This is a genomic window from Bacillus sp. SIMBA_031 (assembly GCF_046535225.1).
GTDB lineage: Bacteria > Bacillota > Bacilli > Bacillales > Bacillaceae > Bacillus > Bacillus velezensis.
Window position 1 is genome coordinate 608,453 of sequence record NZ_JAWRXC010000001.1, and the last position, 12,446, is coordinate 620,898.

Sequence of the window (12,446 nt, forward strand, 5' to 3'; positions counted from 1 at the left end):
CTGATCCGCCCCCGTGTGCGATCAGGTTTTTATATGTAAAAAGGCCGAAGCTCTAATGCTTCGGCCTTTTCATGTGCCTCAGATGTTCCGCTGTTTTGATTCATAGCGGAAGCGGGCGATTAATAATAAGAAATAGCATAAGACGCCGAACAGGCCGGCAATAAAGAGCGAATGGGCAAGTGCAAAGCCGGTGGCCATTTCTGAATAAACAACCATGATTCCGGAGAGCGCCTGTAATACAACAAAGGCAAGAGCCGCTATCCAGCCTCCAAGAATCTGTTTTTGGTCTTTGTAGGAGCGCACCGCATGTGCAAAAGCGACAAGAATCCATACGAACAGAAGCAGCGCTGCCGTTCTGTGGCCCATCTGCACCCATTCCTGAAAATGGGACGGAAGCCCGTGATTCAGCCTGCTGCAAAGCGGAACGTCAGGGCAGGCAAGGCTTGATTTCGTATGGCGCACATAAGCTCCCGTATAAACGACGATATACGTGTAAATCGAAAGGCCGATCATATGAAACTGCATTTTCCTGCCGATTCTCAGCGGCTTGACGAGCTTTTTGTCTGATTTATCAGCTTCGAATATGAGCAGCGTCAAAATCAGAACAGAAGCGAAAGAAATCAGCGATATGCCGAAATGAAGCGCCATAACGAGCGCATTTGATCCGAAAACAACCGCTAATGCGCCGAGAAGCGCCTGTAAAAATAAAAAGATAATGGACATAATGGCGAGAAAGGTTGTTTCACGGAAAACAGGCGTGACTTTTCTCCATGCCCAAAAAGCGAGACTCAGCACGAGAACGATTGAGACACCGCTTGCGAGTCTGTGGCTCCATTCAATGATAGAAGCGGCGTTAAGCTCCGGGAAAAACCGGCCGTGGCAAAGCGGCCACTGCCTTCCGCATCCGAGACCCGATCCTGTCTTTGTGACAAGAGCGCCGCCGATCAGCACGACGAGCATAACGAATGTCGTCAGCACGCCGAGCGCTTTCAAAGCTTTATTCATTTTACATTCACCTTCTTAACAAACTGGACAAAATGATATACGTACCAAGTGTAAGCGAATATGTGTTTTGTGGCAATTCTCAATTCTGTTTGTTCACAAAAATATAATAGAATCAGGACTTCTTAGATAATGGGGTTGATTATTCCAGATGGGTCTGATAGAAATAAAGTAACCGCTTTATTATGAAACCGGCGGATTTGGTAAAATTCATAAAAAGTTCACAAATAAATTCCTGTTTCTCGTTTAATATTTAAGAGGATGTTTTTTTACAGGTCATTATCTTGTATGATAGAGTTGCAGGTCTTAAAAAACCTGCTTTAGGTTTGTAAGGGAGGTTTACGTTATGGCTAATTCCAGAATTTTAAACGATACAGCTATAGACGGACAGATTGAAGAGACGACGGCATGGAAGGATTTCCTTTCGCTTATTAAAATAGGAATCGTCAATTCGAATTTAATTACGACTTTTACCGGCATGTGGCTTGCGTTACATATATCCGGTCTGAGTTTTTTAGGCAATTTAAACACCGTGCTTCTTACATTAATAGGATCTTCTTTGATCATCGCCGGTTCTTGTGCGGTTAACAACTATTACGACCGTGATATTGATCATTTAATGGAACGCACGAAAGTAAGACCGACGGTAACCGGAAAGATTCAGCCGAATCAAGCGCTGTGGTCAGGAATTTTACTCATTGCTTTAGGACTTATCATGCTTTTGATGACCACCGTGATGGCAGCAGTCATCGGTTTTATCGGCGTGTTTACGTACGTTGTTCTTTATACAATGTGGACGAAACGCCGTTATACGATTAATACGGTTGTCGGAAGTGTATCAGGCGCCGTGCCGCCGTTAATCGGCTGGACAGCGGTTGAAGGGCACATCGGTGTTGTCGCGTGGGTTTTATTCATGATTTTATTCATCTGGCAGATTCCGCACTTTTTAGCGCTTGCGATTAAAAAGACGGAAGATTACAGAGCAGCGAATATTCCGATGCTTCCGGTAGTGCACGGCTTTGAAGTGACGAAAAGACAGATTATCGTCTGGGTCGCATGCCTGCTGCCGCTGCCGTTTTTCCTCGGCAGTCTCGGTCTTCCGATCGTCATTCTTGGCACTTTGCTGAATGTCGGATGGCTTGTTCTCGGACTGATGGGATTCCGCATGAAAAACATCATGAAGTGGGCAACTCTTATGTTTGTCTATTCGCTTAATTACATGACCATTTATTTTGTAGCGATGGTGGTCTTCACGCTGTTTTAATTGAATAATGAGCTTGTTTGATCGCCAAAACAAACAATGACAACTAGTAAACGCCGCCTTGACCTTTTGTTTAATCAGGCGGCTTTGCTTTTATACATAGATGGAATTTTAAGTAAAAAATCTCATATTTTAAGAAATGAGGAAATGAAGTATTTCGGCTGGAAGCAGTTTTACTGCTTGTGCATCTCGTACTGATTCAAAAAAGGGGTTGGGTGAAATGTTAAAGCGTTGGCGTCTTTTATCATTATTAGCCTTAGTGCCGCTTTTATTGAGCGGCTGTGGAAAACCGTTTCTGTCCACACTCAAGCCTGCCGGCGAAGTGGCTGATAAACAATATGATCTGACGGTGCTCAGCACACTTATCATGGTTGTCGTCGTTGCGGTCGTAGCAGTTATTTTCTTTTACGTCATTGTGAGATTCAGACGGTCGCGTATAGGGGAAGACACGATACCGAAACAGGTGGAGGGGAACCGTTTTTTAGAAATCACTTGGACCGTTATTCCGATCCTGCTTCTGATTATTCTTGTCATTCCGGTTGTCATCGATACATTGGCGCTGGCGGATACGTCGCCGATGGATAAGAAAAACCGTAAAGCAGAGGATGCGCTCGTGATTAATGTAAGGGCGAATTTATACTGGTGGGAATTCGAGTATCCTGATTACGGGTTTGTGACAAGTCAGGAGCTGATCGTTCCCACAGATGAACGCGTTTATTTCAAGCTGAAGTCCTCAGATGTGAAACACTCTTTCTGGATTCCGTCAGCCGGGGGAAAAATCGATACGAATACGGATAATGACAATACTTTCTTTCTGACCTTCGATTCTAAACGAAGCAAAGAAGCGGGAGAATATTTCTTCGGGAAATGCGCAGAGCTGTGCGGACCTTCACATGCGCTGATGGATTTCAAAGTGAAACCGCTGCCGTCAAAAGAATTTAAACAATGGACGAAAGCGATGAAAAATTATAAGCATACAACAGATTCCGGTTTAGCCGCGCAAGGAGAAGAGCTGTTTAAGGAAAAAAACTGCCTAAGCTGTCATGCGGTTGAGCCCAATGATAAACGGGCTGAAGCGGCAAGAACGGCTCCGAACCTCGCTACCTTCGGTGAACGGGTCAAAGTGGCCGGTATTAAGGATGCGAATAAAGAGAATATAAAAGCCTGGCTGAAAAATCCGGACAGCATTAAACCGGGCAATAAAATGACAGGCACTTATCCGAAGCTCTCGGACGCTGAAACGGATGCGCTGTATGAATATTTAAAAGGGCTGAAAGCGGAGAACAAGTGAGGACAGGGAGATATCAGGGGGGAGGTCGTAAATGATGAATACGCTTACAGGACAGCAAAGAAAAAGCTCTTTGCTTTGGGATTATTTGACGACGGTTGACCATAAGAAAATCGCGATTTTATATATGATCGCCGGGGGATTTTTCTTCGTCGTCGGTGGACTTGAGGCCATGCTTATCAGGATTCAGCTCTTGAGGCCGGGGAACGATTTTATGGGTGCGCAGCAATTTAATGAAATTATGACGATGCACGGCACGACAATGATCTTCCTGGCGGCGATGCCGCTGTTATTCGGGCTGATGAACGCGGTTGTGCCGCTGCAGATCGGGGCGCGTGACGTATCATTCCCATTTTTGAATGCGCTCGGATTTTGGCTGTTTTTCTTCGGAGGCATCTTTTTGAATCTGAGCTGGTTTTTAGGAGGCGCTCCTGATGCAGGCTGGACGTCGTACGCGTCGCTTGCGCTTAATTCGAAAGGGCACGGCATAGACTTTTTCGTGCTCGGCCTGCAAATATCAGGCTTAGGTACGCTCATTGCGGGGATCAATTTTCTCGCCACGATTATTAATATGAGGGCGCCGGGTTTGACGTATATGAGACTGCCGCTGTTTACGTGGACGACATTTGTGGCGTCGGCACTCATTTTATTCGCATTTCCTCCGCTCACCGTCGGTTTGGCGCTGATGATGCTGGATCGTTTGTTCGGAACCAATTTCTTTAATCCTGAATTGGGAGGCAATACGATAATCTGGGAGCATCTGTTTTGGATTTTCGGGCATCCGGAAGTATACATTTTAATTCTTCCCGCCTTTGGGATTTTTTCAGAAATCATTCCCGTATTTGCGAGGAAACGTCTGTTCGGTTATTCGTCTATGGTCTTTGCGATCGTGCTGATCGGCTTTCTCGGGTTCATGGTTTGGGTTCACCACATGTTTACGACGGGACTCGGACCGATCGCTAATGCGATATTTGCGGTTGCGACGATGGCGATCGCGGTGCCTACCGGCATTAAAATTTTCAACTGGCTTTTGACCATCTGGGGAGGAAACGTCAAATTCACGACGCCTATGCTGTATGCCGTCGCCTTTATTCCTTCTTTCGTACTCGGAGGAGTCACGGGTGTCATGCTGGCGGCCGCAGCGGCAGATTATCAGTTCCATGATACGTATTTTGTCGTAGCGCATTTCCACTACGTCATTATCGGCGGCGTTGTGTTCGGCATCCTGGCGGGCGTGCATTTCTGGTGGCCGAAAATGTTCGGGAAGGTGCTTCATGAAACGATGGGGAAAATTTCGTTCGTCTTATTTTTTATCGGGTTTCATCTTACCTTCTTCATTCAGCATTTCCTCGGTTTGATGGGAATGCCGCGGCGCGTTTACACATATCTGCCCGGCCAGGGGCTTGATACCGGCAACCTGATCAGTTCAATCGGCGCGTTTTTCATGGCGGGCGCGGCTGCTTTACTCGTCGTCAATATTATTTATACCTCAATAAAGGGGAAATACGTCGGGAACGACCCGTGGCTGGACGGTCGTACGCTTGAATGGGCGGTCTCTTCGCCGCCGCCGGAATATAATTTTAAACAGCTTCCGTTTGTCCGGGGACTTGACCCGCTGTGGATTGAAAAGCAGGCCGGAAATGAAGGGATGGCGCCTGCAGAGCCTGTAGAGGACATTCATATGCCGAACGGCTCCATCATGCCGTTTATCATATCTTTCGGGCTGTTTGTCGCAGCGTTCGGGTTTCTATACCACTCCGATTATTCATGGGGGCTTCCGGTTATCTTCATAGGGCTCGGCATCACATTCTTTACCATGCTGCTTCGCTCTGTGGTCGATGATTACGGCTATCATATTCACAAAGAAGATCTGCCGAATGATGATAAAGGGGTGAAGGCGTAATGCAGCTGCAGGAAAAAATGACGGCTGAAACCTTTCCGGCTTCTCCTGAAAAAGCAACGCTGGAAGGGAAAAATAAGTTTTTGGGATTTTGGCTGTTTCTCGGCGGGGAAACGGTTCTGTTCGCCTCGCTATTTGCAACATTTCTTGCTTTACGGGAATCTAAAGCCGGAGGGCCGTCAACGGCTGAGATGTTTGAGCTGCCGATCGTATTTATCGCGACGATGCTTCTTTTAACGAGCAGCTTAACGAGTGTGTATGCGATGTATCATATGAAGAATTTCTCCTTTAAAAAAATGCAGGTGTGGCTTTTGGTTACCGTTTTATTGGGAGCAGGATTTTTAGGGGTGGAAATCTATGAATTTATGCATTACACTCACGAATTCGGCTTTACCATTACAAGCTCTGCGCTCGGCTCAGCGTTTTACACGCTCGTCGGCACACACGGAGCACACGTGGCGTTCGGGCTGTTGTGGATCAGCGCGCTGATGATCCGGAATGCGAAAAGAGGGCTCAGCCTTTATAATGCGCCGAAATATTATGTGGCCAGCTTATATTGGCATTTTATCGATGTCGTGTGGGTCTTTATCTTTACCGTTGTATATTTGATGGGGATGGTGGGATAACGATGGACGATAACAAAAACAGAGGGACTGTCAGTACGGATCTCGAATATCGGAAAAAGAAAAATGCCGAGGAGATGAAATATCAGGTCATATCCTTCGGTTTGATGATCGGCCTTACGCTTGTCGCGTTTTTGACAGTGGCTGCTGACGGCATTGCCGGATGGTTTACGATGCCGTTTCTGATCCTGCTTGCGGTCATCCAGGTCATCTTTCAGCTGTTTTACTTTATGCATATGAGCCAGAAGGGGCATGAAGCGCCGTCATTATTTCTGTATTCGGGAATATTTGTCGCGTTTATCACCGTGCTTGCATTTGTCACGATTATTTGGTGGTAATCGGGGCGGCGGGGAGTGAGAGATTTGATTAATTTGGAAATGTTCGGGTTTCGCGCAATGTGGAGCCCGTATCTGTTTTGTATAACTGCCGTGATAACAGGTGTTTACTTTTACTGGTGCAGCCGGCATAAAGGACGTGTGGCCGCTAAGGAGAAGGTGCTGTTTGTGCTTTCCGCGCTATTTTTTTACACGGCTGCGGGAAGTCCGGTTGATTTATTGGGCCATGTGATGTTCAGTGCTCATATGACGCAGATGGCGGTTCTGTTTTTAGTCGTACCGCCGCTGTTGATTTCCGGAATTCCCGGCTGGGCATGGAAGAAACTGATCTTCCGTCCTGTCGTAAAGCCGCTGTTTTCGTTCTTTTCAATGCCGCTTATCGCATTAGTGCTGTTTAACGGTATTTTTTCACTGTATCACATCCCGTTTATATTTGATTTCGTCAAAACGGATTCGCTGTATCACACGCTGATGAACGGACTCATCTTTGTAACGGCGTTTTTTATGTGGTGGCCGCTTGTGCATAAGGTGGACGGTCTGCCCCGTCTCAGCGGTTTAATGAAGCTGGGGTATATTATGGCAGACGGGATTCTGTTAACGCCGGCCTGCGCGCTCATTATGTTCAGTGGGGCGCCCATGTATGCCGCGTATACAGATCCGGCGGCTTGGGCCGAAGCAATGAAGCTTTGCGTTCCTTTAGATTTGCTGGAGGAGATCCCTTTATCCGGACCGGAGATGTTCAACACGCTGCCTCCTCTGGAAGATCAGCAGCTTGGGGCAGTACTGATGAAAATCATTCAAGAGGCGGTCTACGGAACATATTTGGCTGTCATCTTTTTTCAGTGGGTCAGAACGGAACGGGAAAAAGATACGCTGTCAGAGCCGCCGTATATCGAGCATACCGTCTCATGAAAAAAAGTACAGCAGAATATGCTGTACTTTTTTATTACATTTGCACTGTTTTTAATGACTCTTCCAATTCAAGCAGTAAAGCTTTGCTTTCAGCGACGACATGTTCCGGAAATTCTTCAGCGCTGCCGTATTCTACGCCGTGCGGATAATAATGCTTTCCTAAAAGAGGGGCCTTCAGCTGAATCACGGCCCGGCTGCCGCCGACATCGCCCTCTTTTGCCGTTCCTTGAATCCGCAGATAAAATGTCCCCTCAGGTACTGAAAACTTTTTGTCGTAAGTCACTCTTTCATAATCCCATTGTCCAGCCAGAATGAGCCCTTTACCTTCCATCAGATCATTCAAGCGGCTGAGCTCCGCTGTTACCCCTTCAAGACCGCTGTTTTCAAACTTCAAACCTTCCCCCTCCTTTTAAAAATGCCCTTTCCTGACAATCATAGTATGAAAGCGTTACACTTTCAATGATTCATACGGTGAAAGTATGCAAAAAGAAAAATTTGACGACAATAGTAGCAGAAAAAAGGAGGAATTCCGCAATGACAAAGATCAATAAGCTCATGACGTCAGACTTGCAATATTGTACAGTATTAGATAATGTATATGAAGCTGCGGTGAAGATGAAAGACGCGGATGTCGGCGCTATTCCGATAGTGGATGAAGACGGCGCCACCCTTGTCGGGATCGTGACAGACAGAGATCTCGTATTACGGGGAATTGCTTCAAAAAAGCCGAACTCTCAAAAAATAACCGACGCAATGACAGAGCGGGTTATCAGTGCAGAAGAAGACGCCTCTGTGGAGGAGGTGCTCCATTTGATGGCTGAACATCAGCTCAGAAGAATTCCCATCACAAAGGATAAAAAACTGGTCGGCATTGTTACGCTCGGCGATCTTTCGTTGGCCGAGCAATCAAATGAGCAAGCAGGCCGGGCGCTGTCTGACATTTCTGAAGACGGCGGTCCGGAGGGGTTTATCCATTAAACATAAATCACGGACGATGCAAATAGGCTGTACTGTATAAGAGTAAACAAAAACAGAACGGTTTGAACATATGGGGGTGAGAGGTTGAAAAATATCGCAAGGGCTCTCGTTATCCTTTTGCTTATTTACGGAGCGTATGTTCTGTTTATACAATATGGATCGGCTCCTCAGAAAAAGACGGATCAGGAGGAGCCTCAGGTTTCCAATGAAGAAGAGAGCGGAAAACGGCTGAAAATGCCGTCATCCGGACTGCTTTCTCTCATGGGGAAATCTGCCGCCGATGTGAAAAAGAAACTTGGGGAACCGTCTCGGAAAGATCCTTCTGCCTACGATTACGAGTGGTGGGTGTACAACCAGGGGAAAGACCAATACGTACAAGTCGGTATTTTGAATGATAAAGCCGTGACTTTATACGCTTCGGGAAGCGGCATCAACGCAAAACCGTTTAAGATCGGCGAATCGACGGGCGAAGTTTTTAAAACGACGCAGGTTTCTCCTTTTGTCAATGTGACTGACAAGGGAAACACGTATCGGTTCGAGTTTTCTGAAGAAGATATCAATACCCGTCCCACCGTCAAGATAGGCGGAATGTATGTTCAGCTGTACATGGACAAATTTGACGGGAATCTGTCAAGCATCAGGGCATTTGATGCGGAAACACTTGTGAAACAAAGGCCGTATGAAGTCATGTACAGAGGAAAGCTGACAGAACCCGAACCTGTTTCTGATGAAAAATGGAACGACATTGAGCGAGCGAGTGAGCAGCAGATTCTCGATATTACAAATGTCATCCGCGTGAAACATGGCCTTGCAAGGCTGAAATGGGACGAAGGCGCCGCAAAAGTGGCATTCGGCCACAGCAAGGACATGAAGGATAACAAGTATTTCTCTCACGTCTCAAAAAAATACGGGACTCTGAAGGATCGCTTGGAAAAAGGCGATGTGAAATACCGGGAGGCCGGTGAAAATATTGCCTACAACTATGTGGACGGTCCTGCAGCCGTGGAGGGCTGGCTGAACAGCGAAGGCCACAGAAAGGCGCTGTTAAGCCCGGATTATACGCACCTCGGTGTCGGCGTGGACCGGAAGTATTATACGCAAAACTTCATTAAGCCTTGGCAGTAAAAAACCGCAGAGGGGCGCGTCCCCCGCGGTTTTTTTATGTTTTTTCGCGAGCGGCGCTCCTGCTGAAAAAAATATACCTGCTTTTTTTCGCAATTTAGGCGAACATTAAGGCGCATGAACCGATACATTATAGCAGGCAAAACTTTTCGGAGGGGGTGAGAATTGTGGCGAATCAGCAATCACGGCAATCAATCGATGATTTTAAACAATTCGTAAAAAAGCATCCCAAACTGATCCAAAATGTTCGCAAGGAACAAAGAAGCTGGCAGGAAGTCTATGAAAATTGGGTGCTTCTGGGCGAGGATGATCCGATATGGAACCCTTTTAAAGACGAGGCCGTTCAGCCTTCTTCCGACGCGGAAACCAAACAGGAACCAGCTGAAAAAAACGATTTCGTTTCAAAAATGGTCACTGCCGTCAAAAAGATGGATATCAACCAAATGAATGAGCAGATCAATAAAATGAGCCAATCCATTTCATCATTGCAAAGCCTTTTAAGCCAATTTTCGGGGAGCAGCACGAAGCAGCCCCGGCAAGGCTCCGGACAACATCCTTTTTCGTTCAGGAAGGATTAAAGAAGGGGATCGTGTATGCGAAAAGAGGTTCAGGAATTCATATCCGCAGATGAGGAACGGAAACGGTTTATACGGCAGCGTCCCGTCTGGTACCGCAGACTTGCGAGAAAACCGGACGATCTCAATTCCTTTCAGCTTGACATGATGAATTTTTATGAAAAGACGATACCGCATCGGGTAAGCCAATTCTCAAACGGGATTCAAATGGCGCAGATGATGATGCAGATGGTTCACGCCATGCGTTCACAGGATTAAAAAGCGTTTAAACGCCGCATTTTCCAATTGGGTGGTTTCATGGTAAACTAGCAACTGGAGGTGCGTATTTATGTATGCAACAATTGAGTCCGTCAAGCTTCAAAGTGAAGCGGAGCAGCTTGCCGGCATGATTCTGCAGTCTGAGGCGGCTGAAAATTACCGCGATTGTTACAAGCGTCTCCGTGAAGATGAAGAGGCAGGGCGGATCATTCGTTCTTTTATGAGCGTTAAAGAGCAGTATGAGGATGTGCAGCGCTTTGGCAAATACCATCCTGATTATAGAGAGATTTCCCGCAAAATGAGAGAAATGAAGCGGGAACTGGATTTAAACGATAAGGTGGCCGAATTTAAAAAAGCGGAGACTGAGCTTCAGTCGCTGCTTGACGAGATCAGCATTGAACTCGGAACGGCCGTCTCGGAGCATGTAAAAGTGCCGACGGGGAATCCTTATTTTGACGGCCTGTCATCCTGCGGCGGCGGCTGCGGTTCCGGCGGCGGCTGCGGATGCAAAGTTTCCTGACGAGACGGCCGTCTCGTCTTTTACATAAAATGAACAGAAAGTCAGGCGGGTGATCATGATGGAAAATAAGCGCCAAGGCATAATCGTATATCTGCATTCCTTAAAACAAAGCAAAATGCTGAGAAAATTCGGCAACGTTCATTATGTTTCAAAGCGGCTGAAATACGTTGTGCTGTATTGCGATATGGATCTAATCGAAAAAACAATGGAAAAGATTTCTTCTTATTCTTATGTGAAGAAGGTAGAGCCTTCTTATAAACCTTTTTTAAAGCTGGAATTTGAATCAAAGCTTGATAAAGCGAAAGAGTACGATTATAAAATCGGTATATAAAAAAATCCCCGCAGATACCTGCGGGGTCCTTCTATTCCTTAACAAGTTAAGGAGAAGGAAAAGGGAGAGGAGAAACCGGAGGAAGAACTTATGGGGAAACGTAAGTCTTCTCCGCGGTTGGCAACAACATCATTCATTGATGCTGTTACACGTAGTCTTGACAGGAATGTGAATATGTATACACGTTTTTCACGTTCATTGTTTGAAAGAATGCTTTATGATAAGATAGGGATTGTTTTTATACATAACGGCTCAGCCGATGAGAAACATCAAAGTTTTCAGAAAAAGTGGTGTGAATAATGAGAGTAATTTCCGGTTCAAGAAAAGGACGAGCCTTAAAGGCTGTGCCGGGCACATCAACAAGGCCGACGACGGATAAAGTAAAAGAGTCTATTTTTAATATGATCGGCCCGTATTTTGACGGAGGAACGGGGCTGGATTTATTTGCGGGGAGCGGCGGTCTCGGGATTGAAGCGCTGTCGCGCGGATTTGACCGCTGTATCTTTGTGGATCGTGACTTCAAAGCCATCCAAACGGTAAAAGCGAATATCAAAGCGCTTGATCTGCTGTCTTCAGCGGAAGTATACCGCAATGATGCAGAGCGGGCCCTCTATGCCGCGGCGAAACGGGAAAAAGGTTTTGACGGAATTTTCTTAGATCCTCCGTATAAGGAACAAAAGCTGAAAGCGCTTATCGAAATGATTGATGAGCAGAACATGCTGAATGAAGACGGTTTTGTCGTAGCCGAGCATGATAAAGCCGTTGCGCTTCCTGAAGCCATCGGCGCGCTTTCTGTAACAAGAAGGGAAATTTACGGGCTTACAGGAGTGACGATATACCGAAATAGGGGGTAATGATGTGGCAAGTATAGCTGTATGTCCCGGAAGTTTTGATCCCGTTACCTACGGACATCTGGACATTATCAGACGGGGGGCAAACGTGTTTGAGCAGGTGTACGTATGCGTGCTCAATAATTCTTCTAAGCAGCCGCTGTTTACAGTTGAGGAACGATGTGAGCTGTTAAGAGAAGTGACAAAAGACATACCGAATGTTACGGTCGAGACGTCACAGGGACTGTTAATCGACTATGCGAAAAAAAAGCAGGCGAAGGCGATTATCAGGGGGCTCAGAGCCGTTTCTGACTTCGAATATGAGATGCAGGGGACTTCCGTCAACCGCGTGCTCGACGAATCAATAGAAACTTTTTTTATGATGACGAACAATCAGTACTCTTTTTTAAGTTCAAGCATCGTAAAAGAAGTCGCAAAATATAACGGGCCTGTTTCAGAGTTTGTTCCTCCGGAAGTTGAACAGGCGCTGAAGCAGAAATTTAAAGGATGA

17 protein-coding genes are annotated in these 12,446 nt (G+C 46.3%); 15 read left to right on the top strand and 2 right to left on the bottom strand.

Translation table 11 applies throughout. The features are described 5' to 3' along the window. Window positions 1–78 precede the first annotated feature (78 nt). Window positions 79–1,005: a heme A synthase CtaA gene (gene ctaA / locus SB724_RS03040; RefSeq protein WP_007611205.1), complete on the bottom strand. Its 927-nt coding sequence runs from the start codon at window positions 1,003–1,005 to the stop codon at window positions 79–81. A 343-nt stretch (window positions 1,006–1,348) separates the two neighbouring features. Here ctaA and cyoE point away from each other — a divergent pair, with 343 nt between their 5' ends. The 6 genes from cyoE (at window position 1,349) to ctaG (ending at window position 7,321) form a co-directional block, all read left to right on the top strand. Then, the gene (gene cyoE, locus SB724_RS03045; RefSeq protein ID WP_003154486.1) at window positions 1,349–2,266 is read left to right on the top strand and encodes a heme o synthase; all 918 of its coding nucleotides are present in this window, start codon (window positions 1,349–1,351) and stop codon (window positions 2,264–2,266) included. 217 nt (window positions 2,267–2,483) lie between these two features. Next, window positions 2,484–3,554: a cytochrome c oxidase subunit II gene (gene coxB, locus SB724_RS03050; RefSeq protein ID WP_003154484.1), complete on the top strand. Its 1,071-nt coding sequence runs from the start codon at window positions 2,484–2,486 to the stop codon at window positions 3,552–3,554. A 31-nt stretch (window positions 3,555–3,585) separates the two neighbouring features. Continuing rightward, a complete protein-coding gene (ctaD, locus tag SB724_RS03055) occupies window positions 3,586–5,454 on the top strand; it encodes a cytochrome c oxidase subunit I (RefSeq protein WP_007611227.1) in 1,869 nt (622 codons plus the stop codon). Further along, window positions 5,454–6,077, top strand: coding sequence for a cytochrome c oxidase subunit III (gene ctaE / locus SB724_RS03060; protein WP_003154482.1), 624 nt, complete (start codon window positions 5,454–5,456; stop codon window positions 6,075–6,077). The genes ctaD and ctaE overlap by 1 nt, the downstream gene beginning before the upstream one ends. Window positions 6,078–6,079: 2 nt before the next feature. After that, a complete protein-coding gene (ctaF, locus tag SB724_RS03065; protein ID WP_007409686.1) occupies window positions 6,080–6,412 on the top strand; it encodes a cytochrome c oxidase subunit IVB in 333 nt (110 codons plus the stop codon). Window positions 6,413–6,436: 24 nt separating this feature from the next. Beyond that, window positions 6,437–7,321: a cytochrome c oxidase assembly factor CtaG gene (gene ctaG, locus SB724_RS03070; RefSeq protein WP_410570046.1), complete on the top strand. Its 885-nt coding sequence runs from the start codon at window positions 6,437–6,439 to the stop codon at window positions 7,319–7,321. A 34-nt stretch (window positions 7,322–7,355) separates the two neighbouring features. Here ctaG and SB724_RS03075 read toward each other — a convergent pair whose 3' ends face one another. Then, entirely contained in the window at window positions 7,356–7,715 is a 360-nt protein-coding gene (locus SB724_RS03075; protein ID WP_007409688.1) for a YugN family protein, read from the bottom strand. Window positions 7,716–7,855: 140 nt separating this feature from the next. Here SB724_RS03075 and SB724_RS03080 point away from each other — a divergent pair, with 140 nt between their 5' ends. The 9 genes from SB724_RS03080 (at window position 7,856) to coaD (ending at window position 12,446) form a co-directional block, all read left to right on the top strand. Further along, window positions 7,856–8,299: a CBS domain-containing protein gene (locus tag SB724_RS03080; RefSeq protein ID WP_410570048.1), complete on the top strand. Its 444-nt coding sequence runs from the start codon at window positions 7,856–7,858 to the stop codon at window positions 8,297–8,299. Between the two features lie 84 nt (window positions 8,300–8,383). After that, the gene (locus SB724_RS03085; protein ID WP_014417703.1) at window positions 8,384–9,424 is read left to right on the top strand and encodes a CAP domain-containing protein; all 1,041 of its coding nucleotides are present in this window, start codon (window positions 8,384–8,386) and stop codon (window positions 9,422–9,424) included. Window positions 9,425–9,588: 164 nt separating this feature from the next. Beyond that, window positions 9,589–9,999 (top strand): YlbD family protein, encoded by a 411-nt coding sequence (locus tag SB724_RS03090; RefSeq protein ID WP_025284691.1) that lies wholly within the window; start codon window positions 9,589–9,591, stop codon window positions 9,997–9,999. A 15-nt stretch (window positions 10,000–10,014) separates the two neighbouring features. Beyond that, entirely contained in the window at window positions 10,015–10,254 is a 240-nt protein-coding gene (locus tag SB724_RS03095) for a YlbE-like family protein (protein ID WP_003154475.1), read from the top strand. Window positions 10,255–10,324: 70 nt separating this feature from the next. Then, complete coding sequence (ricF, locus tag SB724_RS03100; protein ID WP_410570050.1) at window positions 10,325–10,774, top strand: regulatory iron-sulfur-containing complex subunit RicF; 450 nt, start codon at window positions 10,325–10,327, stop codon at window positions 10,772–10,774. A gap of 58 nt (window positions 10,775–10,832) precedes the next feature. After that, window positions 10,833–11,105 carry a YlbG family protein gene (locus SB724_RS03105; protein WP_410570534.1) on the top strand — a complete coding sequence of 91 codons (273 nt, stop codon included), beginning with the start codon at window positions 10,833–10,835 and terminating at the stop codon, window positions 11,103–11,105. Window positions 11,106–11,195: 90 nt separating this feature from the next. Beyond that, window positions 11,196–11,405, top strand: a complete 210-nt coding sequence (locus tag SB724_RS03110) for a hypothetical protein (protein WP_015388275.1) — start codon at window positions 11,196–11,198, stop codon at window positions 11,403–11,405. Next, a complete protein-coding gene (gene rsmD, locus SB724_RS03115) occupies window positions 11,405–11,959 on the top strand; it encodes a 16S rRNA (guanine(966)-N(2))-methyltransferase RsmD (protein ID WP_038457914.1) in 555 nt (184 codons plus the stop codon). The genes SB724_RS03110 and rsmD overlap by 1 nt, the downstream gene beginning before the upstream one ends. Window positions 11,960–11,963: 4 nt before the next feature. Beyond that, window positions 11,964–12,446 carry a pantetheine-phosphate adenylyltransferase gene (gene coaD / locus SB724_RS03120; protein WP_082997970.1) on the top strand — a complete coding sequence of 161 codons (483 nt, stop codon included), beginning with the start codon at window positions 11,964–11,966 and terminating at the stop codon, window positions 12,444–12,446.